General features: G+C 51.8%; 28 protein-coding genes and 1 tRNA gene. 11 read left to right on the top strand and 18 right to left on the bottom strand.

Annotated features, from left to right (window positions below):
- From tssF to OGX94_RS11510, 5 genes are all read left to right on the top strand, one after another.
- A partial coding sequence (gene tssF, locus OGX94_RS11530; protein ID WP_286569263.1) for a type VI secretion system baseplate subunit TssF occupies positions 1-1,538 on the top strand: 1,538 nt, incomplete at its 5' end.
- Positions 1,499-2,587, top strand: coding sequence for a type VI secretion system baseplate subunit TssG (tssG, locus tag OGX94_RS11525; protein WP_257662093.1), 1,089 nt, complete (start codon positions 1,499-1,501; stop codon positions 2,585-2,587). The genes tssF and tssG, both read left to right, overlap by 40 nt.
- Positions 2,562-3,095, top strand: coding sequence for a type VI secretion system lipoprotein TssJ (gene tssJ, locus OGX94_RS11520; protein ID WP_126957934.1), 534 nt, complete (start codon positions 2,562-2,564; stop codon positions 3,093-3,095). The genes tssG and tssJ overlap by 26 nt, the downstream gene beginning before the upstream one ends.
- Positions 3,095-3,538 carry a type VI secretion system baseplate subunit TssE gene (tssE, locus tag OGX94_RS11515; RefSeq protein WP_126957932.1) on the top strand — a complete coding sequence of 148 codons (444 nt, stop codon included), beginning with the start codon at positions 3,095-3,097 and terminating at the stop codon, positions 3,536-3,538. The genes tssJ and tssE overlap by 1 nt, the downstream gene beginning before the upstream one ends.
- Before the next feature lies 1 nt (position 3,539).
- Entirely contained in the window at positions 3,540-4,880 is a 1,341-nt protein-coding gene (locus OGX94_RS11510) for a VasL domain-containing protein (protein ID WP_257662092.1), read from the top strand.
- Between the two features lie 214 nt (positions 4,881-5,094).
- Here OGX94_RS11510 and OGX94_RS11505 read toward each other — a convergent pair.
- Positions 5,095-5,170, bottom strand: a tRNA-Phe gene (locus OGX94_RS11505).
- Between the two features lie 105 nt (positions 5,171-5,275).
- Complete coding sequence (locus tag OGX94_RS11500; RefSeq protein ID WP_003825390.1) at positions 5,276-5,983, bottom strand: DUF554 domain-containing protein; 708 nt, start codon at positions 5,981-5,983, stop codon at positions 5,276-5,278.
- A gap of 468 nt (positions 5,984-6,451) precedes the next feature.
- On the opposite strand from OGX94_RS11500, the gene OGX94_RS11495 reads away from it, so the two are divergent.
- Positions 6,452-8,587 carry an ornithine decarboxylase gene (locus tag OGX94_RS11495; protein ID WP_257662088.1) on the top strand — a complete coding sequence of 712 codons (2,136 nt, stop codon included), beginning with the start codon at positions 6,452-6,454 and terminating at the stop codon, positions 8,585-8,587.
- 52 nt (positions 8,588-8,639) lie between these two features.
- Here OGX94_RS11495 and OGX94_RS11490 read toward each other — a convergent pair whose 3' ends face one another.
- From OGX94_RS11490 to mutY, 4 genes are all read right to left on the bottom strand, one after another.
- Positions 8,640-9,896: a nucleoside permease gene (locus OGX94_RS11490; RefSeq protein WP_008785778.1), complete on the bottom strand. Its 1,257-nt coding sequence runs from the start codon at positions 9,894-9,896 to the stop codon at positions 8,640-8,642.
- A gap of 210 nt (positions 9,897-10,106) precedes the next feature.
- Complete coding sequence (mltC, locus tag OGX94_RS11485; RefSeq protein ID WP_257662087.1) at positions 10,107-11,192, bottom strand: membrane-bound lytic murein transglycosylase MltC; 1,086 nt, start codon at positions 11,190-11,192, stop codon at positions 10,107-10,109.
- Positions 11,193-11,278: 86 nt separating this feature from the next.
- Positions 11,279-11,548 (bottom strand): oxidative damage protection protein, encoded by a 270-nt coding sequence (locus tag OGX94_RS11480; RefSeq protein ID WP_003027126.1) that lies wholly within the window; start codon positions 11,546-11,548, stop codon positions 11,279-11,281.
- Between the two features lie 27 nt (positions 11,549-11,575).
- Positions 11,576-12,628, bottom strand: a complete 1,053-nt coding sequence (gene mutY, locus OGX94_RS11475) for an A/G-specific adenine glycosylase (protein ID WP_257662086.1) — start codon at positions 12,626-12,628, stop codon at positions 11,576-11,578.
- Between the two features lie 160 nt (positions 12,629-12,788).
- Between mutY and trmB the strand changes: the two genes are divergently transcribed.
- From trmB to ansB, 4 genes are all read left to right on the top strand, one after another.
- Positions 12,789-13,508 (top strand): tRNA (guanosine(46)-N7)-methyltransferase TrmB, encoded by a 720-nt coding sequence (gene trmB, locus OGX94_RS11470; RefSeq protein ID WP_003825406.1) that lies wholly within the window; start codon positions 12,789-12,791, stop codon positions 13,506-13,508.
- Positions 13,508-13,834, top strand: a complete 327-nt coding sequence (locus OGX94_RS11465) for a YggL family protein (RefSeq protein ID WP_003027115.1) — start codon at positions 13,508-13,510, stop codon at positions 13,832-13,834. The genes trmB and OGX94_RS11465 overlap by 1 nt, the downstream gene beginning before the upstream one ends.
- A gap of 49 nt (positions 13,835-13,883) precedes the next feature.
- Positions 13,884-14,603 (top strand): YggN family protein, encoded by a 720-nt coding sequence (locus OGX94_RS11460; protein WP_286569259.1) that lies wholly within the window; start codon positions 13,884-13,886, stop codon positions 14,601-14,603.
- A 188-nt stretch (positions 14,604-14,791) separates the two neighbouring features.
- On the top strand, positions 14,792-15,838 hold the full coding sequence (gene ansB / locus OGX94_RS11455) for an L-asparaginase 2 (protein WP_003027108.1): 1,047 nt from the start codon (positions 14,792-14,794) through the stop codon (positions 15,836-15,838).
- 114 nt (positions 15,839-15,952) lie between these two features.
- Here the strand turns inward: ansB and hemW are convergent, their stop codons facing one another.
- The 5 genes from hemW to OGX94_RS11430 are packed head-to-tail and all read right to left on the bottom strand — an operon-like array spanning position 15,953 to position 19,259.
- The gene (hemW, locus tag OGX94_RS11450; protein ID WP_048236736.1) at positions 15,953-17,089 is read right to left on the bottom strand and encodes a radical SAM family heme chaperone HemW; all 1,137 of its coding nucleotides are present in this window, start codon (positions 17,087-17,089) and stop codon (positions 15,953-15,955) included.
- Positions 17,082-17,675: an XTP/dITP diphosphatase gene (locus OGX94_RS11445; protein ID WP_003825414.1), complete on the bottom strand. Its 594-nt coding sequence runs from the start codon at positions 17,673-17,675 to the stop codon at positions 17,082-17,084. Before OGX94_RS11445 ends, hemW begins: the two co-directional genes overlap by 8 nt.
- A 7-nt stretch (positions 17,676-17,682) precedes the next feature.
- Positions 17,683-17,973 (bottom strand): DUF167 family protein YggU, encoded by a 291-nt coding sequence (gene yggU, locus OGX94_RS11440; protein ID WP_003027101.1) that lies wholly within the window; start codon positions 17,971-17,973, stop codon positions 17,683-17,685.
- On the bottom strand, positions 17,970-18,536 hold the full coding sequence (locus OGX94_RS11435; RefSeq protein WP_003825417.1) for a YggT family protein: 567 nt from the start codon (positions 18,534-18,536) through the stop codon (positions 17,970-17,972). Before OGX94_RS11435 ends, yggU begins: the two co-directional genes overlap by 4 nt.
- Positions 18,537-18,554: 18 nt before the next feature.
- Complete coding sequence (locus OGX94_RS11430) at positions 18,555-19,259, bottom strand: YggS family pyridoxal phosphate-dependent enzyme (RefSeq protein WP_057067562.1); 705 nt, start codon at positions 19,257-19,259, stop codon at positions 18,555-18,557.
- 17 nt (positions 19,260-19,276) lie between these two features.
- Here OGX94_RS11430 and OGX94_RS11425 point away from each other — a divergent pair, with 17 nt between their 5' ends.
- Positions 19,277-20,257 carry a type IV pilus twitching motility protein PilT gene (locus tag OGX94_RS11425; protein ID WP_257662085.1) on the top strand — a complete coding sequence of 327 codons (981 nt, stop codon included), beginning with the start codon at positions 19,277-19,279 and terminating at the stop codon, positions 20,255-20,257.
- Here OGX94_RS11425 and ruvX read toward each other — a convergent pair.
- The 7 genes from ruvX to galP all read right to left on the bottom strand — a co-directional run bounded on the left by ruvX (position 20,254) and on the right by galP (position 25,954).
- On the bottom strand, positions 20,254-20,670 hold the full coding sequence (gene ruvX / locus OGX94_RS11420; RefSeq protein ID WP_257662084.1) for a Holliday junction resolvase RuvX: 417 nt from the start codon (positions 20,668-20,670) through the stop codon (positions 20,254-20,256). The two genes, OGX94_RS11425 and ruvX, sit on opposite strands and share 4 nt — an antisense overlap.
- Positions 20,670-21,233 carry a YqgE/AlgH family protein gene (locus OGX94_RS11415; RefSeq protein ID WP_003027086.1) on the bottom strand — a complete coding sequence of 188 codons (564 nt, stop codon included), beginning with the start codon at positions 21,231-21,233 and terminating at the stop codon, positions 20,670-20,672. The genes ruvX and OGX94_RS11415 overlap by 1 nt, the downstream gene beginning before the upstream one ends.
- A gap of 175 nt (positions 21,234-21,408) precedes the next feature.
- The gene (gshB, locus tag OGX94_RS11410; protein ID WP_003027083.1) at positions 21,409-22,356 is read right to left on the bottom strand and encodes a glutathione synthase; all 948 of its coding nucleotides are present in this window, start codon (positions 22,354-22,356) and stop codon (positions 21,409-21,411) included.
- A gap of 19 nt (positions 22,357-22,375) precedes the next feature.
- Entirely contained in the window at positions 22,376-23,107 is a 732-nt protein-coding gene (rsmE, locus tag OGX94_RS11405; protein WP_008785768.1) for a 16S rRNA (uracil(1498)-N(3))-methyltransferase, read from the bottom strand.
- Positions 23,108-23,181: 74 nt separating this feature from the next.
- The gene (gene endA, locus OGX94_RS11400; protein WP_008785767.1) at positions 23,182-23,889 is read right to left on the bottom strand and encodes a deoxyribonuclease I; all 708 of its coding nucleotides are present in this window, start codon (positions 23,887-23,889) and stop codon (positions 23,182-23,184) included.
- A 94-nt stretch (positions 23,890-23,983) separates the two neighbouring features.
- On the bottom strand, positions 23,984-24,481 hold the full coding sequence (locus tag OGX94_RS11395) for a SprT family zinc-dependent metalloprotease (RefSeq protein ID WP_003825440.1): 498 nt from the start codon (positions 24,479-24,481) through the stop codon (positions 23,984-23,986).
- A gap of 78 nt (positions 24,482-24,559) precedes the next feature.
- The gene (gene galP / locus OGX94_RS11390) at positions 24,560-25,954 is read right to left on the bottom strand and encodes a galactose/proton symporter (protein ID WP_008785766.1); all 1,395 of its coding nucleotides are present in this window, start codon (positions 25,952-25,954) and stop codon (positions 24,560-24,562) included.
- Between the last annotated feature and the right edge of the window lie 358 nt (positions 25,955-26,312).

Genomic DNA, 26,312 nt, shown 5'->3' with positions numbered 1-26,312 from the left:
AATCGGCCCAGATCCGCGAAATTTTAATCAGCGAGTCAGCTTGGGAAGAAATGACCTGCTTATTCGCACCTTCCCTAAAAATGAGTGAGCGGATTAACGCGAAGTTTGGCGTATTGTCACAGCCCGTTGGCCCTAAAAAAACGGTATGTCAGTATCGTACTACTCAGCCCGTCACACTTAATCCGCTGTCTGTCGCGGCGGTGAAAATCGATGCCGAACCTGATGGGCGCTCGGTCATCCGTATGCGAATAAAGTGCAATCCACAGATGGACTGGTCGCAAACCGATCTGACGCACCTCAGCCTTTACCTCAGCGGTGACGCGCCGGTGACCCACGCGCTGCACCTTGCTTTGACAAAGCGTCTGGCTTCTCTTTATTTGAGACTCCCCAACAGCGTAGAACGTATTCGACTGGAGGGTTACTTTTCCCCGGGCGGATTTGCCGATGAAGACAGTTTGTGGCCAAAAGGCGATACGGCGTTTGGCGGCTGGCAATTGTTGCTTGAGTATTTTACGTTCCGCGAAAAATTTATGTTTGTCCATCTTAACGGTCTGGAAGAAATATCGTTTCCTGAGGGGATAGACTGCTTTGAAATAGAAGCGATACTGACTCAACAGTGGGATTCTGAGCTTCCTGTGGGGAGTGAAAACATTCGTCTTCATTGTGTTCCGGTTATTAATCTTTTCACTATCGAAGCCGATCCGCTGGTAGTTAATGGTCTGGAAAGCGAATATTTGCTGCGTCCGCGAAGGTTGCAAGATGGCCACACGGAAATTTTTGCAGTCGATGCGGTTTCAGGATCACAGCGAACGCGTAACGCCGTTTATGCCCCTTTCACCAGTTTTCGCCACAAGGGAGGCATGATGCGCCGTAATGCACCTGAGCGTTATTACCATACTCGTGTCAGACGCGGCGTATCCGGATTATATGATACATGGCTGATCCTCGGGGGAGATGCCTGGGAGCGGGATCGCCTTGCTGAGTATGAAACCTTGTCTTTGAAAGTGACCGGAACAAACGGTCAGCTACCGCGGCGAGCTTTGCAAAGTACATTGCTCAATCGTTGTGAGCAGATACTCCAGACGCCGCTTGCCGTTCGCAATCTGTCTAAACCGACGCTACCTGCTTACCCTCCCGCTGAGGATCGTTTTCACTGGCGAGTGTTGAGTCACCTGGGATCCAGCTTTCTGAATATGATGGCCAGCGCTGAAGTGCTTAAAGGAACGTTGTCTCTCTATAACTGGCAGGATGATGAACTTAATTATCGTCGTCTGGATGCGATCATGGATGTTCAACAACATGAAATACAGCGCTTTGAAAAAGGATTTCTACTCCGTGGTGTGGACATCGAAGTAACGCTTGATGAAAACGGATTTACAGGCGAAGGCGATATTCATCTGTTTGGTGAAATGCTTAACCGCTTTTTTGCATTGTATGCGGATATTCATTTGTTTAATCAGCTTACTTTAATCATACAGCCGGCAGGGAAAAGCTTGCGATGGAAAGAGAATCACAATCAGCGACTACCCGGTTGCTAACGAGCCTTGGCGAACACCTACCCCGTACTAATTTTTATCGTTTCTGTCAGTTGCTGGAACAGTGGGATCCACAAGCGCCCTGTCCCGGAAGCCAACAAAGCCCACGTTTCGATACCATTCGTTTTCGCCCTCATCCGGGGATGGGATTCCCGGCGGGTGAAATAAAAAGTGCAGAATATGATCCGCAGCAACCCACACTTCCACCAACGGTTCGTGTCACTTTTATGGGGCTGTATGGCGTGGAATCGCCGCTGCCGACAACCTATCAGAATGATATTGCCCAGCGTCAGGAAGGTGCGGACGTTGCCGCTGAGTTTCTGGATATTTTTAACCATCGCTTAATTACGCAGTTTTATCGAATCTGGCGTAAATACAGCTATCCAGCGACTTTTCGACCAGGCGGAACAGATGAAACATCACAATATTTGCTGGGGTTGACTGGGCTGGGAATTCAGGGGTGCGCCATACAAACAGCTACCCCGATATCGCGCTTTTTGGCGCTGCTGGGAATAATGAGAATGCCAACGCGTACGGCAGAAGGTATATCCGCGCTGGTTTCTTTATTATCGCCAACAACAAATACCACCGTGGCCCCTCATGATAAACGCTTAATCCTGCTGGATAAGGCGTTAAAAATGAGTGTGCGGCAACCCGTTAGCCTCCATTCTCGTCCGGTGATGGGAAGTAGCGCCGTAGATATTAACAGTCAGGTGCTAATTACGCTTACAACGGACGTTCCCGATGAGGCTCGCGAATGGTTACCGGGTGGCCAGCTTTACCATGATTTTCTCGCGCTGATGCACGTTTATTTAGGTGCCAGAGTGAATGCGAGACTGCAATTACGCATTCCTCGATCGGTGCTTCCGGATGCTCATCTTACCAGTAATAAAAGTGAGCACGCAGTTCAGCTTGGCCGCACTGCTGTGATGCGTCTGGATAACCAGGAAGCGAAGAATCAATTTATAACAATTAAGCTTGGGCTTTGGCAGAGCCTTACTCAACATGTTCAACGGAGGGAAGCCGATGAGACTGGCGATTATCGCTATTAATTTTGCCGTAATAACCGGAATGGTCAGTTTAGTTACTGGGTGTGGTCTGACACAAAAAGTATCTGAAGGTACCGTGTCATTAACGAAGTCGATTTTTTATAAGGAAATTAAAACCCTGCATTTGGATCTTTCCGCCAGAGAAGCCGCAAATAAAAATGCGCAGGGCATAGCGCTTTCGACGGTCGTGCGTATTTACCAACTCAAAGATCGAAAAGCATTTGACTCGGCTAATTATCAGTCCTTATTTGCGCAAGATAGTACGGTGGTGAAAGCAGATTTATTGGCTCAGAAAGATGTTAGGGTACGACCAGGTGAAAGCGTAGCTGTCGATATTCCATTCGAAAACGAAGCGCAATATGTTGCCGTGGCGGGAATGTTTATTTCTCCCGATCAGTCTGAAGATTCATGGCGTGTGGTATTACGTCGTGAAGATCTCGATCCTGATAAGGCGCGAGTGATTGAATTAAATTCTCAGGCTCTGGTTCTCCTGATGCCGGAGGATGAGTAATGATTAAACAGCCTTCTCTTTATGACATCTTGCTGGGTAATTTTTCCGGTGGTTTTCCTTTGCTCGCAGTCAGCGAAAATACGCAGGTCATCTTGTCCGTCCTCGATAATATGCAGCGCATTTTGAATACTCGTGCCGGTAGCCTCAAACATTTACCCGATTATGGTCTGCCGGATATGACCAAAATCCTCCAGGGTATGCCGGGAACAGCACATCAGCTTATCAGCACGCTTTCTCAGGTTTTGTTGAAGTATGAACCGCGACTAAAAGACATTAAGGTAACGATGCAGGAGCAGGAAATGCCGGGGCATTTGCGTTATTCCATTGATGCGGAACTTCATGATCTTGGCATTGTGCGCTATGGCACTGATTTTACCCCTGAGGGGCGGGTTCTTATCCGTCATCTTAAGAAGCAGGGGTGGCTTGAGACGGGAGTGTACTGACATGGAAAAGAATCGCATCAGCACCGGCGGCGATCCGCGTGCTTTCACGGAGTTTGGTCAGTTACGCGATGAAATCAGCAAGCTGACTCACCCCGCACGCCCGGATGTTGACTGGCAAAAGGTGGAACAGTTAAGCCTGGCTCTGTTTCGTCATAACGGAGTCGAACTGCAAACACTGGCCTGGTACACCGTCGCCAGAATTCGTAGCGCAGGTTTGGCTGGGCTAGCCGAAAGCGCGGAACTGCTGGAGGCATTACTGACGCATCACTGGAGCGTAATATGGCCGCAGCAAACCCATGCCCGCGTTGAAATATTGGCATGGCTGTCAGCTCGTTTACAGCAAGAATTACGCACGCTAACGTTGTCATATGCGGATTTATCAATGGTGTATCGGGTTGAGCAGAGTCTGAAACATGTCTGTGAGGTGCTGCAACGCCTTGAGTTAAAAACGTTAAGTAAACTAGACGCTGTCGTTACCTGGATGCATAACGCAGCTTTACGCCTGGAGAAGTCTGAAGCGGATTCGGGATCCACCGCTGTGATGATACCGGCTTCAGGTACGACTAATCACGCTGAGACGTCTTTGCCACAGTTGGTCTTTGTGGTTAATGAAGCATCGTCGCCCGATCAATCAAGCGCAGCGGAGTTTGCTACTCAAAGCGTTCATCGACCCCGGCGAATGTGGTTGGGATTCGCCATCGGTGTCATGGCAACGGCAGTGGTGAGTACAGGCACTTTTCTTGGTATCAGCCCTATGTGGGCCGACAGATTTGAACTGGTTCAGCCATTGCCACGGGGGCTGACACCTGAACAATTGTCCACATTGAAACATTCCTCAGATTTGAAAGAGAAGAAACAGGAATTAATCGCCGCAACGCAAGGGCAATTGGACGTTTTACATCGCCTGTCACCTTTGTGGTCAAGAGAATATGCCGCATCATTAGCACAGCAATTAGTCACCCTGTGGCCGGAAGAATCGCAGACTACGGTATTCGCCAGCGGATTACAGAAACAGTTAAACACGGAAGCGTTGCCGGAAAGTGCTCTGCAAAACTGGCATCATGCTCAGCAGGGGCTGGAGGCGTTAACTGCCCAGCTAAATTCGCTTGATGAACGTAAAGGTAAATATCTGACGGGTTCGGAGCTGAAATCAGCCATTTTCACTATCCGCCGCCAGCTTGACCAATCGCCGCCGACAGAAGAGTTATTGCGCCAAATTGATGAGGAGTTAAAAAAGCAGGGAAGTGTATCACCCGCTTTGTATCAGCAACTTGATATGCGGATTAATCAGCTTCTTAATCGTTATGCGCTGTTGAAACAAAGTTCGGTGAGGAGAGAATAGTAACTATTCTCCAAAAGCAAAAAACCGCCTTTTGGGCGGGTTCTTTGAATAGTGGTGCCCGGACTCGGACTAACGCTGTAAGCGTTGAACAGCGCGCTTGTCGCGCTGGCCCCGAAGGGGTGAGCCGCTGGCGGCGAATAATCGAACGAAGTTCGATGAAGAGTCCGTTTCGCTAAAAGCAAAAACCCGCCTTTTGGGCGGGTTCTTTGAATAGTGGTGCCCGGACTCGGAATCGAACCAAGGACACGGGGATTTTCAATCCCCTGCTCTACCGACTGAGCTATCCGGGCAACGAGGCGCATTAAAACCGATTCGCTTCGTTTCGTCAACGAAATTTCTTCAAATCAACGCAGACTGCACAATCTATCACCACATTGTTGCTATTGCACGCATTCTCAGGCAAAAAATGCCGTCCACGCGGCGGAAAGCGGCATTGCCAGCAGAAGGGCAGGAAGCATATTCACAACCGCAAACATTTTGATTCCACAAATACGTAAACCGGTTGCCAACAACAGCAGTCCACCTACGGCGCTGAAATCGGCCATCATGGCTGGCGTCGTCAGGGGCAAAATAAGTGCTGCGCAGGTGGCAAGCGTTAGCTGGATTGCCAGCATTGGTACACAAATTGCCGATACCGCGATACCTAATGAACAGGCAAAAATGATGGCCGTGAAGAAATCAAGAAACGACTTCGCGATTAAAATATTCGGGTCGCCGGTCATCCCTTCATGTATCGCCCCGAAGATCCCGGTACCACTGGCGCAAAATAGCACGATGATGGCCACATAGCTCTGGATGAAGGATTCGTGTGTGGTGTTGGCATCCGACCGGGTGAAAAGCTGCTGCGCTTTGGCAACCGCGGTATTGATCCCTTTTTCCAGATAACAGAACTCGCCAATTAATGCACCGACTAACGTAGCCAGGACCATCACCGGTAGGTTAGCGCACTTGATAACCAGCAAAATACCAATTCCCAAAGAGCACAGTCCGAATATGGAGGTCATGGAGGCACGAATGCGTTCCGGTAAATGCTGGCTGAGTAGTGCGCCGAGAACACCACCAAATAAAATGGCGCCAGCATTAATAAAGGGTCCAATTACCACGTTTGCTCCTGCATACCCATTATCGTCTTGATGCTAAAGGCAATTCTCTGGGTAAAATATGTTTTCAGATTGCATTATTATGCCGCGATTGACAGGCGAAATGCTTGTTTATCTGTGAGGTTCAGGCTCCGGATTTTATCTTGCGCCTGAAAGTGAAAGGTGCCATGATTGCGCGAATTTTCTCCTGTCTGAATGGGGCTGCCTGGGATGATATTACTCCCCCTACATCGCCTTCAACATCGCCTTTTTGCGCGACGTTTGCCCCTTCCTGCGACTTATCTTTACGCTCCCACCATGCGGTGAGGGCAGCGCACGCTCACTGCAGGATAACAGTAAAATCAGAGGCTATCTGCTTTTACTGATGTCTGGCGGTCGGGGCTGGTAACCAGTTTGACCTGTCATTTCGTGGGCAAAGCAATGTGGCTTTGTCCGGGACTTTTGATTTTCCCGAAACGGGTTATTGCGCTTATGAAATCAATGAAAATTGCCGCCAGTGGAGAACTGGTTTCTCGTCTGTCCAGCCATCGTCAGGTGGTGTCGCTGGACAGTACTGATTTTACTGACGTTGCGGCAGTCGTCATTACCGTTGCGGATAGCCGCAGCGGGATCCTTGCTTTGCTGAAACGCACCGGTTTTCATATACCCGTGTTTCTGTTCGCAGAGTCGGATGTTGATCTGCCGGCGGGCGTGAATGCGGTCATTCGCGGTCAGGCGCAGGACTGGCTGGAGCTGGAGTCTGCTGCCTGTCAGTATGAAGAAGATTTGCTGCCGCCGTTCTATGACACGTTGACTCAGTATGTCGAGATGGGGAACAGCACATTTGCCTGCCCAGGACATCAACACGGTGAGTTCTTTAAAAAGCATCCCGCGGGGCGCCATTTCTACGAGTTCTTTGGTGAGAATCTGTTTCGCGCGGATATGTGCAACGCCGACGTTAAGCTTGGCGATCTGCTGATTCATGAAGGCTCGGCGAAACATGCGCAGAAATTTGCTGCGAAAGTTTTCCACGCGGATAAAACCTACTTTGTGCTGAACGGGACCTCTGCGGCCAATAAAGTAGTAACCAATGCGCTGCTGACGCGCGGCGATCTGGTGCTATTTGACCGTAATAACCATAAGTCGAACCACCACGGTGCGCTGATCCAGGCGGGTGCGACGCCGGTGTATCTGGAAGCGGCGCGTAATCCGTTTGGCTTTATTGGCGGCATTGACGAGCACTGCTTTGATGAGGAGTATCTGCGCCAGCAACTTCGTGATATTGCGCCGCAAAAGGCAGAACAACCGCGCCCGTTCCGTCTGGCGATCATTCAGCTCGGCACTTATGACGGTACGATCTACAATGCCCGGCAGGTGATCGACAAGATCGGTCATCTGTGTGATTACATCCTGTTTGACTCAGCATGGGTCGGCTACGAACAATTTATTCCGATGATGGCCGATGGGTCACCGCTGCTGTTGGATCTCGATGCTAACGATCCGGGGATCTTTGTCACCCAGTCGGTACACAAACAGCAGGCCGGATTCTCGCAAACCTCGCAGATCCACAAAAAGGATAACCATATTCGCGGTCAGGCGCGGTTCTGCCCGCATAAGCGTCTGAATAATGCATTTATGCTGCATGCTTCTACCAGTCCGTTTTACCCGCTGTTTGCGGCGCTGGACGTTAACGCCAAAATCCATGAAGGCGAGAGCGGTCGTCGGCTGTGGGCGGAGTGTGTGACGCTGGGCATTGAGGCCCGTAAAGCGATTATTACCCGCTGTAAGATGATTCAGCCGTTTGTTCCCCCGGTAGTCGATGGCAAACCGTGGGAAAGCTATCCGACGCAGGTGATTGCCAGCGAGCGTCGCTTCTTTAGCTTCGAACCAGGTGCTAAATGGCATGGTTTTTCCGGCTACGCGCGCGACCAGTATTTCGTTGACCCTTGCAAACTGCTGTTAACCACTCCGGGCATTGACGCACAAACCGGGCAATATACCGAGTTTGGTATTCCGGCGACGATTCTGGCGCATTACCTGCGTGAAAACGGCATCGTGCCGGAGAAATGCGACCTTAACTCGATTCTGTTCCTGCTGACCCCGGCAGAAAGCGCAGAGAAACTGGCGCAACTGGTGGCGATGCTGGCGCAGTTTGAGCAGCATATTGAAGACGATACGCCGCTGGCAGATGTGCTGCCAACCATCTTCAATAAGTATCCGGTACGCTATCGGGATTACACGCTGCGTGAACTGTGCCAGGAGATGCACTCACTGTACGTCAGCTTTGATGTGAAAGATCTGCAAAAAGCGATGTTCCGTCAGGAAAGTTTACCTGCCGTGGCGATGAACCCACAGGATGCGAACAGCGCTTTTATCCGTGGTGATGTTGAACTGGTGCGGATTAGTGAAGCAGCTGGCCGCATTGCGGCGGAAGGTGCGCTGCCTTATCCTCCGGGCGTGCTGTGCGTGGTACCGGGCGAAGTATGGGGTGGGGCGGTACAGCAATATTTCCTGGCGCTGGAAGAGGGCGTAAACCTGCTGCCAGGCTTCTCGCCGGAGCTGCAAGGTGTTTACAGTGAAACGGATGCAGACGGTATTAAGCGTCTGTATGGATATGTGGTGAAGTAAGCGCAAAAAAAGCGGGTTACCTTTTGGTAACCCGCTTTTCTCTGCGTAAACGTTAGTGCGCGATAGTCTGTGTGCCTGCTGGAACGCGTACGTGTTTGTATTTAAACAGCGCAACGAAGGCAAAAGCCAGAACCAGCGAGTAACCTGCGAAGATCAACCACACGGTCTGCCAGTCGGTAATACCGTTCAGCGTATAGTGTTCAACGACTTTACCGCTCACCAGTCCGCCCAGAATACAACCGAAGCCGTTGGTCATCATCAGGAACATACCCTGTGCGCTGGCGCGGATTTCAGGGCGTACTTCTTTCTCCACGAACACAGAACCAGAGATGTTGAAGAAGTCGAAGGCGCAGCCGTAAACAATCATCGACAGAACCAGCAGCACGGTACCGAACGGCGTTGGGTCGCCGTAGGCAAACAGGCCGAAGCGCAGCATCCACGCCACAATACTAATAAGCATCACGTTCTTAATACCGTAACGGCTTAAGAAGAACGGGATGGTCAGGATAAACAGCGTCTCGGAAATCTGTGAAATCGACATCATCACCGATGCGTGTTCCACGATAAAGCTACCGGAGAACAGCGGGTTGTTATCGAAGCTGTGCAGGAAGGTGTTACCAAACATATTGGTAATCTGCAGCTCTGCGCCCAGCATCATTGAGAAGATGAAGAAAATCGCCATACGCTTGTTTTTAAACAGCGCGAAAGCATCCAGACCGAGCATTGATGTCCAGCTCTGGTTTTTCTGCTGATTGGCAACCGGAATATGCGGCAGCGTCAGGGTGAACAGTACCAGTACCAGGGACAATGTCGCACCGATATACAGCTGCATATGGCTCAGTTCAAAGCCGGAGAAGCTCACGGCCCACATCGCCAGAATAAAGCCGATGGTGCCCCAGATACGAATTGGCGGGAAGTCGGTAACGATATCCATCCCGGCAGATTGCAGGCGATAGTAGGAGATGGTGTTGATTAGCCCCAGTGTTGGCATATAGGCCAGGGAGTTAAGCAAGATCACAAAGAACATTGCCCCTGGCGTGGTGACTTCGGCTGCGGCAAACAGCGTTCCTGCGCCGACCAAGTGGCAAAGGGCGTAAACCCACTTCGCACTGATCCATTTATCGGCCACGATCCCTAACAGCGTTGGCATAAACACGGCGGCGATCCCCAGCGAGCTATACACCGCGCCAATGGATGCACCATCGAATTTAAGGGTGACAAACATATAGGAGCCGAGGGTAGTGAGCCAACTACCCCATAAGCAGAACTGCAGAAACGAGAGAACTTTCAGCTGCAGCTTAAGATTCATGTTAATTTCCTCACACCGTAATGCGGATGAATGTTTTAAAAGGCACATTTGCCGTGGCTATATGATGTGATTCTATCAATGAGAGGCACTCTTTTTTTGTTACCTGTGACAAATATTTGCAAACAATTTCTGATTGCAAAGCAAAAGAGTGATGGAGTTAACATTTTTGGTGCTTCAGGCCCCCGTTTTAGGGGGCTGAAGAGGGATACATTAGTGGCGTCGATATGATTTTTGTGCGGAATTGACCTTGTAAAGGTATCGGCGTGATTCAGCAGAGGGATGTCGGGTGGTCAGCGTTTGATAAACGTCACCAGGAGACATGCTGTTAATGATATTCGCGGCCTGAATTTTATCGTTCGAGAACACGCGTAGTACGCTGCCCGCACCGCCGTTATACGCGGTGATTACCGCATAGCGACGTGAGGTCGGATTATCGATACCGCCCAAATAGACATTGTTGAGCATTGCCAGATAGGCCGTACCGGTATCAATGTTACTGGCCGGGTCAAACAGGAAGCTACGGCTCGGCGTGCCTGAGCGCCCTTGCGAGCGGAATACATCTTTCCCTGCGCTGTGCTGTACCACCTGCATCAGTCCCAGCGCATCGGCATGGCTCACCGCATACGGGTTAAATGAGGATTCGGTTTGCATGATAGCCAGAATCAGCGACTCGTCGACGCCATACTTACGTGAAGCCTGACGCACCATACCGACGTATTTATGCGCGCGCTTATCAAGGTGGTTAGGCACCAGGTTGATTGTCACGCTATAGATGATACGCAGGCCATTGCTGCGGCTTTTAAGCCGTGTTTGCAGCAGGTAGTTGGCAAAGTTGGTGGCACGTCCCTCCCAACGAATGGGCTGGCCGGTATTATCGACCACCTGTCCGTACAGGAATGGTTCTTTGGAAATCTTAATGTCGTCGACATCGGAATAGAGGTCGATAGAACCCGGATCATCGCCCATCAGCAATGCCTTGATAATCGCTCGACGCAGGTGTCCAGCGGGATCTGTCCCGGCAATGGTCTCGACGGTTATCGTACCGTCATCAAAGTTGATGTGGCTGCGGGTTTGATACTGATCGGTATACTTGACGTAGTCCTTCGGACCCGCAATCAGCACTTCCTTAAATCCCCACAAATTCTCAATATTATGGGCAAATTGCCCCATCAGAATATCAAAACCGTTGGTATCCTTGACCCAGGCTTCGTTATAGGAATCGCCTTTTTTGGTCGAACTGGAACAGGAGATGAGCAACGGCACAATAACGGCAAGCGCGAGAAATTTTTTCATCATTCCGGGAGTGCGTGTTGTGTTTGTTGTTTGCAAGGACCAGATTAAAACGTAGGCCGGATAAGCGCAGCGCCATCCGGCAACGGTTCTTATGATTCTGGCGTATAGCCTTCAATATGCACATCCTTACCTTCAAACAGGAAGTTAATCATCTCCTGTTCCAGTAACTTACGGTGTTCGACGTTCATCATATTGAGTTTTTTCTCGTTAATCAGCATGGTCTGTTTATGCTGCCATTGCGCCCATGCTTCTTTAGAAATCTCGTTATAAATGCGTTTTCCCAGATCGCCCGGGTACAGCTGAAAATCCTGGCCTTCTGCTTCGCGTTGCAGGAAAGTGCAAAAAATTGTTCTGCTCATAAAAAGTCCTCTCTATCGTCCGGTACGTTAAACGTGTGTACCGGCACGTAATTGCTGTAACAAACGCTCCACGGGAGCCGCCAGTCCGACCGACGGCGGTTGCGCTAAGTTATACCAGAGCGCGTTGCCTTCATCCATGCATGAGGTGAATGAAGACACGGGAAGCCACATAGGCACAATATCTAAGTAGAAATGGCTAAAGGTATGGCGAAACGCATTAAGTTGGGTCAGATTATCTGCGTTAATTTGTCGTTGCGCCAGCCAGTTGCGCAGTCCATCTTCGTCGTCAAACTGCGGAAAACAGTATAAACCACCCCATAAGCCGCTGGGCGGTCGCTGTGTAAGCAGCACTTCGTCATCATGCTGCATCAGTAAAAAATAGCCCGTTCGTTCCGGTAGCGTCTGTTTGGGCTTTTTACCGGGATACAGCGCCCAACTTGCATTGGCGCTCGCCACACAGCCATTTTCCAACGGACACAGGGAACATTTAGGTTTTGAGCGCGTACAGACCATGGCGCCTAAATCCATCATCGCCTGATTAAAACGCTCAACACCCTGGGCCGGCGTAACTTGCTCACTCAGCTCCCACAGCTTCTTTTCGACCTCTTTTTTACCCGGCCAGCCGCTTACAGCATAACAGCGAGCCAGCACGCGTTTGACGTTACCGTCGAGAATCGGAAAATGCTGACCCAGAGAGAGAGAAAGGATCGCGCCTGCGGTTGAACGTCCGACGCCAGGTAGGGCGGCTACTTCATCAAAGGTTTGCGGAAATATACCGCTATGCAGCGTCACAACCTGCTGCGCGGCTTTATGCAGATTACGCGCACGGGCGTAATAACCCAGCCCGGTCCACAAATGCAGAACTTCATCCAGCGGCGCATGGGCTAAATCCGTTACCGTTGGGAAGCGCGCCATAAAGCGCTCAAAATAAGGGATAACGGTCGCAACCTGAGTTTGTTGCAGCATTACCTCAGAGAGCCATACTTTGTAAGGCGTCTTGTCAATTTGCCAGGGCAGCGTTTTCCGCCCGTATTTGTCGTACCAGCTCAAAACCTGAGCCGAAAATTGAGACGCTTGCATGATTACCGTTTCATTATTGCCGGGGGCAAGATTGCAGCACAGCGGCAACGGGGTGTAAACCGGAACTTTCCGCTGCTCACTTTCTTCCTTTACTTGCATCCGGCAACTAACTTTGGATAATGCCCGTTTTCAGAACTCAAACACAGCAGACTAAACTTTTATGAAGAACGACGTCATTTCACCGGAATTTGATGAAAACGGCCGCCCTCTGCGCCGGATTCGTAGTTTTGTTCGTCGCCAGGGGCGACTGACGAAAGGGCAGGAACACGCGCTGGAAAACTACTGGCCGGTGATGGGCGTTGAGTTCAGCGAAGAGCCTGTAGATTTCGCAGAACTGTTTGGCCGTGACGCGCCAGTCACGCTGGAAATCGGTTTTGGTATGGGAGCGTCGCTGGTTGCAATGGCGAAAGCGCGTCCGGAACAGAATTTCCTCGGCATTGAGGTTCACTCACCTGGCGTTGGTGCGTGTCTGGCTTCAGCCCATGAAGAGGGTGTCGAGAACCTGCGCGTCATGTGCCATGATGCCGTTGAAGTCCTGCATAAAATGATTCCTGACAATTCTTTATCTATGGTTCAGCTGTTTTTCCCTGACCCATGGCACAAAGCACGTCATAATAAACGCCGTATCGTTCAGGTACCGTTTGCTGAGCATATCTTAAGTAAGCTGAAGCTGGGCGGCGTGTTCCATATGGCGACCGACTGGGAAGCGTATGCGGAGCACATGCTTGAAGTGATGTCCTCGATTGACGGGTATAAAAACCAGTCAGAGAGTAACGATTATGTACCGCGCCCGGAATCGCGCCCGGTAACCAAATTTGAACAACGTGGTCATCGTCTTGGCCACGGCGTATGGGACTTAATGTTCGAGAGGGTGAAATAATGGCAAAGAACCGTAGCCGTCGTCTGCGTAAAAAGATGCACATCGAAGAATTCCAGGAAGTAGGATTTTCGGTTGCATGGCGTTTCCCGGAAGGTACATCTGGAGAGCAGGTCGATCAAATCGTTGATGACTTTATCAATGAAGTCATCGAACCGAACAAGCTGGCTTTTGACGGCAGCGGCTATCTGGCCTGGGAAGGTCTGATCTGTCTGCAGGAAATCGGCAAATGCACCGAAGAACACCAGGCAATCGTGCGTAAGTGGCTGGAAGAGCACAAACTCGAAGAAGTGCGTACCAGCGAACTTTTCGATATTTGGTGGGACTAAGTAGCACAGGGTCGGCAAATGCCGACCCGATTTGTATTGAGGGAAAGATATGATGCGCAAAACGCTGCTGGCGGCAGTCCTAACGTTCACGGCGATGGCCGCACATGCAGATTACCAGTGCAGCGTCACCCCGCGTGACGATGTGATTTTGAGCCCACAAACGGTGCAGGTGAAGGGTGAAAATGGCGACCTGGTTATTACCCAGGCCGGCGATGTCACCTTCAACGGTAAACAGTACAACCTGAACGCCGCACAGCGTGAGCAGGCCAAAGATTATCAGGCGGCGTTGCGTAGCAGCCTGCCGTGGATCGACGAAGGTGCCAGAGCGCGCGTAGAGAAAGGTCGCGTGGCGCTAGACAAAATCATCGCCAAAGAGGTCGGTGAAAGCAGCAACATGCGTGGCCGCTTAACCAAGCTGGATGCGCAATTGAAAGAGCAGATGAACCGCATCATCGAGCATCGAACTGATGGCCTGACTTTCCATTATAAGGCGATTGATCAGGTCCGCGCGGACGGACAACAGCTGGTGAATCAGGCGATGGGCGGCATTTTGCAGGACAGCATCAACGAGATGGGAGCGAAAGCCGTGCTCAAAGGCGGTGGTAATCCACTGCAGGGCGTACTCGGAAGCCTCGGTGGTTTGCAGACCTCAATTCAGAACGAATGGAAGAATCAGGAACAAGACTTCCAGCAGTTTGGCAAAGATATCTGTTCCCGCGTTGTGACGCTGGAAAACGATCGTAAAACGCTGGTTAGCACTCTGAAATAATCTTCACCTCTTATTAACGGCACAGAAACATTCTGTGCCGTTTTATTTTGTATATTTCTGTTTTTTTGATATCCATCTCTAAGAACGGCAATTTGGTGGAGATATAAATCTGGTTAATTGGAACTCGTCACATTATTCATCTGTAGGATAGACATAATGCTGCAAATTCAAGTAACTGGAGAAATAACATGGAGTTTTTCAAGAAAACGGCACTTGCCGCACTGGTTATGGGTTTCAGCGGCGCGGCGCTTGCACTGCCAAACATCACCATTTTAGCGACCGGTGGGACGATTGCCGGCGGCGGTGATTCCGCGACAAAATCTAACTACACGGCAGGCAAGGTTGGCGTAGAAAATCTGGTTGAGGCCGTACCTCAATTGAAAGATATCGCTGTCGTTAAAGGCGAGCAGGTGGTGAATATCGGCTCCCAGGATATGAATGACGAAGTCTGGTTAACGCTGGCGAAAAAGATTAATACCGAGTGTGATAAAACCGACGGCTTCGTGGTAACACATGGTACGGATACCATGGAAGAAACCGCCTATTTCCTCGACCTGACCGTCAAGTGCAACAAGCCGGTGGTGCTGGTCGGCGCAATGCGTCCGTCTACGGGTATGAGCGCTGATGGCCCGTTCAACTTGTATAACGCGGTAGTAACTGCCGCAGACAAAGCCTCTGCCAACCGCGGAGTGCTGGTGGTGATGAACGACACCGTTATGGATGGTCGTGACGTGACTAAAACCAACACTACCGACGTCGCTACCTTCAAATCCGTTAACTACGGCCCGCTGGGTTACATCCATAACGGTAAAATCGACTACCAGCGTACGCCTGCGCGTAAGCACACCACGTCTACTCCGTTCGATGTGTCTAAGCTGACCGAACTGCCGAAAGTTGGGATTGTTTATAACTACGCTAATGCCTCCGATCTGCCGGCAAAAGCGCTGGTGGATGCGGGTTACGCCGGGATCGTCAGTGCGGGTGTAGGTAACGGTAACCTGTATAAAACCATTTTCGATACGCTGGCAACCGCCGCGCATAAAGGTACCGTTGTAGTGCGTTCATCTCGTGTACCAACGGGCGCCACTACACAGGATGCAGAAGTTGATGATGCAAAATACGGATTTGTGGCTTCAGGTTCCCTGAACCCGCAAAAAGCACGTGTTCTGCTGCAGCTTGCGCTGACTCAAACCAAGGATCCTAAGCAGATCCAGGAAATGTTTAATCAGTATTAATCGATGAAGGTGGCTGCGCTTACCGCCCTAACCCTGTAGGCCGGATAAGACGCAGCCGCCATCCGGCAATTTTCCTGATGGCGCTACGCTTATCAGGCCTACGTTCACCAGCCATCACTCCGCCAGAAACAGCTCCAGCAGCGAGTTCAAGAACAGCTTACCGTGTTGGGTAATCTGCCAGTACTCATCGCATTCACTCAGGTAGCCCTGGGAAATAGCCTCATCGATCTGTCGACGAATAACGTCTTCGGTAAGACCGGTATATTGCGTAAACTCCGCGCGAGGCGCGGCTTCCAGCAGCCGGAAACGATTCATGAAGAACTCGAACGGCTTATCGGCTTCGGCAACATCGCGCTGGCTTTCGAGATAACGCCCTTGCATATACCCACGCGGATGCCGTGTTTTGGTGGTGCGCAGGATGCGTCCGTCAGGGAATGTGATCTTACCGTGTGCGCCGCAGCCAATGCCAAGATAGTCGCCAAAACGCCAGTAGTTAAGGTTGTGCTGACACTGATAACCCGGTCTGGCGTAGGCTGAGGTTTCGTACTGCTGATATCCCGCGGCGGTCAGTAGCTGGTGGCCTTGCTCAAAAATATCCCACAGCGCGTCATCGTCCGGTAAAACCGGCGGTCGGGAACCGAACAGCGTGTTGGGTTCGATGGTCAACTGATACCAGGAAAGATGCGGTGGGTTGAGCGCGATTGCCTGCTGTAAATCACCCAGCGCCTCTTCCAGCGTCTGATCCGGCAAACCATGCATCAGGTCGAGATTAAAGCTGCGTAGCCCCAGACCGCTCGCCAGGTGTGCTGCTCGTTTGGCTTCTTCCGGCCCGTGAATACGTCCCAGACGTTCGAGTTTGGTGGAGCTAAAGCTCTGTACGCCAATCGAGATACGGTTGACGCCAGCGCGTTGATAATCCACAAAGCGATCAGCTTCCACCGTCCCGGGATTCGCCTCCATGGTGATTTCTGCATCTTCGGCCAGATTCAGCCGTGCTCGCACGCCGTCGAGCAGCGTTTGCATCGCCGGGCCAGAAAGCAGGCTCGGCGTGCCACCACCGATAAAAATCGTCTTTACTTCACGGCCCTGGGCATGGGCCACCTCAGTATCCAGATCGCTCAGCAGATGCTGCACATAGTCATCATGAGGGACTTCGCCCTTTAGCGCATGCGAGTTGAAGTCGCAGTACGGGCATTTCTGCACGCACCACGGAATGTGAATATAAAGACTTAGCGGCGGAAGCTTAACCATTACGCAGGGCATCCAGCAGCAGCTTTAGCGCCTGTCCGCGGTGAGAAATTGCACTCTTTTCTTCACGGGTCAGTTCGGCTGCGGTTTTCCCTTCAGACGGCACAAAGAAGATCGGGTCGTAGCCAAAACCACCGTTTCCGGCAGGTTCACGGGTAATCACGCCCGGCCAGCTTCCGTGGCACACAACAGGCGTTGGATCGTCTGCATGGCGCATATACACCAGCACGCAGTGGAACTGCGCCTGGCGCTTGTCATCAGGAATATCCTGCAGGGTGTGAAGCAGTTTTTCCAGGTTCTGCTGATCGGTCGCATCTTCGCCGGAATAGCGGGCTGAATAGATACCCGGCGCGCCGCCAAGGGCATTTACTGCCAGACCTGAGTCATCAGCAATGGCCGGTAAGCCGGTAATTTGCGCGGCATGACGCGCCTTCAGAATGGCGTTCTCAATAAACGTCAGCCCGGTCTCGTCTGCAGAATCAACACCCAGTTCCGTTTGGGCAACAACATCAAGACCGAAATCACTCAGAAGAGAGGCTAGTTCACGCACTTTACCGGCATTGCCGGTCGCGAGGACAACTTTTTGCATGGGATACCTAATCAGTTAACGCCGCAATTTCGGGCGGGATCTGTTGCGGATGAATGATTTTAACCTGTTTGTGACGACCAAGCTCGCCCTTCTCAATGACGACCTGGCTTTTTGCCACACGGAACTGTTTGCCGAGAAACTTCACCAGATGGCTATTGGCCTGGCCATCTACCGGTGGGGCGGTAATGGCGACTTTAACTTCGTCGCCATGTAAACCCACAATACTGTCACGGCTGGCTTTAGGCTGAATGTAGAGCCGTAAAACCAGACCGTCGTCGCAGGGTGTAACGGCACTCATAGCGCCATCCACAGCCCCGGCAGCAGCATGTTGCCTGTCGCCTGTAACACTTCCGCGATGCCCATGTTAATAACGTAGAGCAGCAGAACCAGAATCATTGGGGAGAAATCGATCCCGCCCATGCCTGGAAGTATGCGACGGATAGGACGTAGCAGCGGATCTGCCAGTTGAATCAGCACGTACTCTACAGGACTGCGGCCCTGGCTGACCCAGCTCATAATCGCCATCACAAGCAGCACCCAGAAAATCAGCAGCCCGATAGTCTTCAGGACAATCAGTACGGCGGCGATCCAGATGATCGGCTGGAACGTGACCACCTTAAACAGCACGATTGCTTTGATAAAGCTGAGAACGAGCGCAACTAATGCCGAGGCGCTGTCGATCGGTCCCATCGGGGGAATAATGCGGCGTAACGGCCCAATGATGGGCTGAGTGATTTTCACTATAAACTGCGAGAACGGGTTGTAAAAATCGCAGCGAGACCATTGCATCCACACGCGCAGCAGCAGCGCCATGGTATACAGCTCAATTACCGTTGAGAGCAGGAAGGTCAACGTATTCATGGTGTTCCTTAGTTTTCCTTATTTTTTAGTGTAATCACGAGCACCAAAAATGGCAGTGCCAATGCGCACCATCGTGCTACCCGCCGCGATGGCGGCATCCATATCATCAGACATTCCCAGTGAGAGAGTGTCGATGCCTGGGTAGCGTGTTTTCAACCCGGCAAATGCTACCGCCATTTGCTGTGCAACTTCAAACTGCCTTACATAATCTGACTCTGGAGCCGGAATCGCCATCAGACCACGCAGGGTAATGCGCGGCAGTGCAGCGACTTCAGCGGCCAGTGCATCAAGCTCTGCCAGCGGAATGCCTGACTTACTGTTCTCATCGCTGATATTAATTTGAATCAGTACATTGAGCGGCGGCAATTCCGCCGGGCGCTGTTCGCTCAGACGGGCAGCGATACGCAGACGGTCGATCGTATGGCACCAGTCAAAGTGCTCGGCGACCAGACGACTTTTGTTGGACTGCAGCGGGCCGATAAAGTGCCACTGCAGATCGTTGACGCCTTTTTCCTGGAAGTAGCGGATTTTATCCACCCCTTCCTGCACATAGTTTTCACCGAAGGCACGCTGCCCTGCGGTAATGGCTTCTTCGATGGCGCTCGCAGGTTTGGTTTTACTGACTGCAAGCAACGTAACTTCTTCTGAAGACCGCCCGCAACGCGTCGCGGCGGCTGAGATTTTGTCCCGGACATGTGCCAGGTTATGCGCGATATCGTTCATTTTCCGAGGATGTTCATATGAATATGGAAGAAATAGTGGCCCTTAGTGTAAAGCATAACGTGTCGGATCTACACCTGTGCAATGCATGGCCTGCGCGCTGGCGCATACGTGGAAAAGTCGAAATCGCACCCTTTACTACGCCTGACGTGGAGAATCTGCTGATGTGCTGGCTCAGTGAGCAACAACAGGTACAGTGGCGGGAACAGGGGCAGGTAGATTTTGCTATTGCGCTGGCAGGTTCCCAGCGGCTGCGCGCCAGTGCTTTTGTTCATCAACAGGGAACCTCACTGGCGCTAAGATTGCTCCCGCTTGATTGTCCACGTTTAGACGATCTCCAGACCCCTGACGTCATACCTGAACTGCTGCGCAGTGAAAATGGGTTAATTCTGGTGACAGGCGCTACCGGTAGCGGTAAATCAACGACCCTGGCGGCGATGGTAGAGTACCTTAATCAGCATGTTGCAGGGCATATTCTGACGCTGGAAGACCCGATTGAATATCGCTACACCAGCCAGCGTTGTCTTATTCAACAACGGGAGGTGGGCGTACACTGCGCTTCTTTTGCCGCCGGTTTACGCGGCGCGCTGCGTGAAGATCCCGACGTCATTTTGCTGGGCGAACTGCGCGACGCGGAAACCATTCGTCTGGCGTTAACGGCAGCGGAAACCGGGCATCTGGTGCTGGCAACGTTACATACGCGAGGGGCGGCACAGGCCATCGCGCGGCTGGTGGACACCTTTTCGGCAACAGAGAAGGATCCGGTGCGTAACCAGTTAGCAGACAGCCTGCGGGCGGTACTTTCGCAAAAGCTGGAGGAAGATAAGCTGGGAGGACGCGTGGCGCTATTTGAGCTGCTCGTCAACACGCCTGCCGTGTGCAATTTGATTCGTGAAGGGAAAACGCATCAGCTGCCCGGCGTAATTCAAACCGGGCAGCAGACAGGTATGCAGACATTTGCACAAAGTCAGCAGCAGCGTCAGGCGCAGGGACGGATTTAGTAACCCTGCTCGAAATAGCTTTCGAGGATGACCACGGCAGAAGCGGAATCTACTTTGCCTTTATTCAACGCCCGGTATCCGCCTTGTTCGAACAGGCCGGAGCGGGCCTCGACGGTGCTCAAGCGTTCATCGTGCAGCGTTACGGTTACGCCAAAGCGACCGTGAATACGGTTAGCGAACTTACGCGCGCGCGCGGTAAGGGGCTGTTCTGTGCCATCCATGTTGAGTGGTAGGCCGACAACGATTTCATCTGGCTGCCATTCTTTCAGCAGGCGTTCAATCAAACTCCAGTCTGGCGTACCGTCCTGCGCCTTAATGGCGGGCAACGGTCTGGCCGTACCGGTAATGCGCTGACCAACAGCAACACCAATACTTTTCGTACCAAAATCAAAAGAGAGTAATGTTCCGCTCATCAGGCATGTCCCGCCACGCCAGGCATGGTCTGAATATCTATCCCGATAAGCTTCGCCGCATCGCGCCAGCGGTCGGCAATCGGCGTTTTGAATAAGATGTTGAGGTCTGCGGGCGCCGTGAGCCAGGCGTTATCCAGTAGCTCTTGTTCCAGTTGACCTTTTTCCCATGATGAATAACCCAGCGCAACCAGCACTTCGGACGGTTGCTCCTGCGTACCCAGGGTTTCTAGTACATCGCGGGAGGTTGTGATGATGGTGTTATCTGAGATGCGAATACTGGAGGCAAAGCGTGACGGTGGAGTGTGGAGAATAAATCCACGGTCTTCCGCCAGCGGGCCGCCGAGCATCACTGGTTTATCCAGACGAATGGCCGGATCGCGTTCTTCTGGGGTAATCTTCAGCTTTTCCAGAATCCCTTCAATTTGTAAGTTTTCCAGAGGCTTATTAACGATAATCCCCATTGCTCCGTTCTCATTATGTTCACAGATGTACACCACGGAACGGCGGAAAATCGGATCCTGGAGAGCAGGCATGGCAATCAGAAAGTGATGCTGTAAATTCATTGTCAGAGGTTCTGTTTCCTGGTTCAAAAAAGCAACAGAGCCCAGTATGTGGGCAAAGCTCGAAGATGTCACCCTCTGAAGATAGCTTTGCCGGATGACGGCTCGCCTAATCCGGCCTGCGGGGTGCAATTACAGGCCGGATAAGACGCGATGGCGTCGCTATCCGGCAACGTATTTACTTCTGCAAACGCGCCTCAATGGCATCCATCAGCATACCGGTAATTGAAACCGGGAACTCCGCTTCAATTTCACGAATACAGGTTGGGCTGGTAACGTTAATTTCCGTCAGACGATCGCCAATGATATCCAGACCGACAAAAATCAAACCTTTCGCTTTCAGCGTTGGTCCAATGCGACGTGCAATTTCCCAGTCGCTGTCGGTCAATGGACGCGGCTCGCCACGACCGCCAGCGGCCAGGTTACCACGGGTTTCGCCGCCTTGCGGAATACGCGCCAGGCAATAAGGAACGGGTTCGCCATCGACCACCAGGACGCGTTTATCGCCATCTTTAATTGCTGGCAGATAGTTCTGCGCCATGCAGTAGCGGGTACCGTGCTCGGTCAGCGTTTCAGCAATGACGCCAAGGTTCGGGTCGCCTTCCTTCACACGGAAAATAGATGCGCCGCCCATACCATCCAGCGGTTTGAGAATGATGTCGCTGTGTTTTTGCCAGAAGGCTTTCAGCTGCGCTTTGTTACGCGTGACCAGCGTTTCCGGCGTCAGGTCGGCAAACCATGCGGTGAACAGCTTTTCGTTGCAGTCGCGCAGGCTCTGCGGTTTGTTGACGATCAGCGTCCCTTTTTCTTCTGCACGTTCCAGAATATAGGTTGCGTAGATGAACTCGGTATCAAATGGCGGATCCTTACGCATCAGAATAACGTCCAGGTCTGCCAGCGGGAGATCCTGCTCGCTCTTGAACTCATACCATTTGTCGTAGTTCTGCTCTACGCTCAGGGTACGCGTATGGGCGCGGGCTTCACCGTTGATCAGATAAAGATCGGCCATCTCCATATAATGAATTTCGTAACCGCGACGTTGCGCTTCCAGCAGCATAGCGAAGCTGGAATCTTTCTTGATGTTGATGCTTGCGATGGGATCCATCACGATGCCGAGCTTGATCATTTTCTTCTCCGTTTATGCCTTAGCCCAGATCGCCAAAACGCACCTGTAGCGCAGTAATGGCGGTGAGCGCGGTTGTCTCAGTACGCAGAACGCGAGGTCCTAACAGAATATCAGTAAACTGATAACGTGCGGTCATGGCAATTTCATCTGCCGACAACCCGCCTTCCGGGCCAATCAGCAAGCGGATGCGTTCCACCGGCAGCGGCAGCGTATTGATGCTGGCGCTGGCGCGCGGATGCAGGTTCAGTTTCAGACCTTCGTCCTGTTCCGCGCACCATGCTTCCAAATCCATTGCCGGGCGAATTTCGGGCACCCGGTTACGACCGCACTGTTCGCAGGCGGCAATGGCGATTTTCTGCCACTGCTGGAGCTTCTTGTTCAGGCGTTCACTGTCCAGTTTAACGCCGCAGCGCTCAGAAAAAAGTGGCGTAATGAGGCTTACACCCAGTTCGATCGATTTCTGGATAGTGAATTCCATTTTTTCACCGCGCGACATCACCTGACCCAGGTGGATGTGCAACGGCGACTCACGATCGTCGAGTTCAGCGTTAAGTACCTTCACGTCCACGCTTTTTTTACTGGCGTGGGTGATTTCAGCGTCGAATACCTGATTGCTGCCATCAAACAGCTGTAGCGCCTGGCCCGGTCCCATACGCAGCACGCGGCCGATATGGTTGGCTGCATCTTCACACAGTGAAATTTGGCTGCCGGAAGTGATTGGCTCAGGGTGATAAATGCGAGGAATGCGCATAGTTAAACATCCGCGTCATGGCCCTGGGCTGCGAAAGGCCAGGGCATGGTTAAAAATATTGACGCTAGTGTAGGTTAGCTCTTTTGCGCCTGGCAAGCGCGTTGCACATATGGGTTATGGTTCCCCTGTACCTTTGCAATGCGTTCGTCGCGCTCACACTCCCAGTCGGTGACCGGATATTGCTTATTCCAGGCGTTAAAAAGCTGAGTTTGCTGGCGGGAGAGCGTCAGATCGTACTGGTCGCGCATGTAAAAATAGGTACGAGCAATGGCACCGCGGGCGCGGGCCGGCGGCTCGGCAACTTTCTCTTTGAAGTCGACCTTCATGGCGCATTGCCCATACTGACCCTCGCCACCGTTCCACTGGCTGTACATGAAGTTAGCGCGATCGCCATTTACCTCACCCACCGCAGGTTGCAGGTTATGCATGTCGCTTTCCATCTTACGATAGACCGGATCTTTGGCGCAGTTTTTACGCCCTCCGTCCTGCCAGCACTGACGCTGATGACCAAATTGCCAGGCGGGGACAACGTGCTCCCATTCAATTCGACTGGCGCGGTTTTCATTTTTTCGCACTTTATAGCCGCAGGATTCGAGGTCAACGACCCCTTTTTTGCCTTGCCAGTTAATTTTACAACCGCAGTAGAAATCGCCCGGCGCATCGGCGTTAACCTTGACGCCTGCTGCTTTTGCCTGAGAAAAACTGTTGATGCCTTCGGCTAAAACCGGGCCTGAAAACGCAGCGGCTAACAGGGCCGCAGCAAAAGAAAAATGACGGTACATCACAAACTCCGTGTCAAAACGAGCCCGCAACGTAGCGAAAGTTATTCCAGTATGCAATCAGTTAGGTCAGAAAAGTTCCTGATAATTCTGAAGATTATTCTGCAACCAGTGGCTCGCCGCAGTGAACACAGCGGTAGGTGGCCTCACCGCGCACAACGCGGTTATGGCGGCGGACGGTCAGTTGGTGCTCCTGACACTTACAGCGGTAAGTAAAGGTCTTGCGCTGCACCGATTGCAGTTCGAACTGATGCGTGCGCCGGGCCGGTACGCCCAGCACGCTTTCCATCATCCATTTCCATTCTTTCCCGTGTGGCGGCACGCGCCCAAAGTGCTTCCACACCAGTAAATGCGCCAGTTCATGGGGCACCACTTCGTTAATGAATGCGTCGACGTTTTCCATCAGCAGGACGGGATTAAGGCGAATTTCATAGGTTTGTAGCCACGCAGTGCCCGCGGCGGTGCCGCGCTGTTGGTAAACCAGCTTTGGCTCCGGATATTGGCGTTCGAGCTTGAGATTGGCCTGGGCGAGTTTTTCCCGCAGGCTACGCATAACGGCTTGCTGGATGGCGATAGGGAGACGGGAGGTTTTCATAACGCCAGAGGATAGTGCGACAGGGAAGGGACTGCAAGAGGAAGGCTTCCTCCCACTGAGGGAGGAAGCCTTTGGTGATTAGTCGTGTGCGCCAATTTCGCGCAGTTTACGACCTTTCATCAGGTTACGCTCAATGTGTTCCAGAGAGACGTTTTTAGTTTCAGGGATCAGCCACAGAGTCAGGAAGATGAACAGTACGTTCAGGCCGCCGTAGACCCAGAAGGTGTTGGCGCTGCCCAGCGAGTTCAGCATCGTCAGGAAGGTTGCGCCGACGATCATGTTGGCAATCCAGTTGGTTGCAGTAGAGCAGGTGATGCCGAAATCGCGGCCTTTCAGCGGCTGGATTTCAGAGCACAGTACCCAAATCAGCGGACCAGCGCTCATGGCAAAGCCAACGATAAACATCAGCAGCATCAGTACTGCGAAGTATTGTGCGGATGCCGAGTGAATACCCACGTGCATCATTGTCCCCAGAACGCCCATACCAACAGCCATCACGATAAAGCCAAGGATCAGAGTAGGTTTGCGGCCCCAACGGTCAACCAGGCCAATGGCGATAAAGGTTGCCAGTACGTTGGTCAGACCGACGATAACAGTCCCCCACATCTGCTCAGTGGTGTTGGTGTAGCCCGCCAGCTCAAAGATTTTCGGTGCGTAATACATGATGACGTTCATCCCGGTGAACTGCTGCATCACCTGTAACAGAACGCCAAGGAATACCGCGCGACGGAAGTTGCTGTTTTCTTTAAACAGCGCCCAGCCGCTCTGCTTCACCTGCAGACTTTCACGGATTTCATCCAGCTCGCGTTTGGCTTCTGCGCTGGTGTCACGCAGACGCAACAGGACGCGTTCAGCATCAACAAAACGACGTTTAGCTGCAAACCAACGTGGGCTGTCCGGCAGGAAGATAACGCCAACCAGCAGCAGCAGGGCAGGGATGATGATTACACCCAGCATCCAGCGCCATGCGCCGCTGTAGCTAAACGCTGTATCGGAAAGATACGCGCCCAAAATACCGATGGTGATCATCAGCTGATACATGGAGATCATGCTGCCACGAATCTTTTCCGGGGCAATTTCAGACAGGTACAGCGGCGCGGTATAAGACGCAACACCTACAGCCAGGCCGAGCAGCACGCGGGAAACCAGCAGGACTTCAACGTTTGGCGCAGCGGCGGAGAACAGTGAACCCGCAACAAACAAGATCGCACCGATCATCAGGCTTTTTTTGCGTCCCAGTTTGAAGGAGAGCCAACCGCTGCCGACAGCACCTACCGCCGCACCAAACATCATGGAACTCACCACCCATTCCTGAGTGTGCGGGGTAATTTGAAACTCGTCGGTGATGAACGGTAAAGCACCGGCAATAACACCGATATCCAGGCCAAAAAGTAATCCAGCCAGGGCTGCCAGAAAGCAGACAAAAAATGTCATGGCTTTGTTGGAACGCCCCGTTTTTTTATTGTCAGGCATGATGCCCTCCGGTTGGGTAGCTAGTTTTGTTGATGTTAAGGGTAGGTGAGTACGGGGTAAAAAAATGCGAATCACATCACATTAGTGTAATCGCTTACACTATCATTCATGCGGGTTATTAGTTAATTCATTGAAAGTTAACATTATTTATTGGGATTAAATAATGTTTGTCGTCTGAATTTAAGACAATGATGAAAGATAATGTAACAGTGATGCAAGTGTGCTGGCTAAGAGATGTTAATTCAAGGTAGAGGGAAATATGGTGTGATGTAATCGCTTTCATTTTCATTTAAAGCAATAGTAATCAGCGCGGTTTGGTGATGGATGTGGGAGAGGAAATAGGTATAAAAAAAGACCA

It is taken from the genome of Citrobacter sp. Cpo037, from assembly GCF_030332945.1.
GTDB lineage: Bacteria > Pseudomonadota > Gammaproteobacteria > Enterobacterales > Enterobacteriaceae > Citrobacter > Citrobacter portucalensis.
The sequence above is the reverse complement of the archived record's forward strand: the minus strand, read 5'-3'. Positions and strand labels throughout refer to the sequence as shown.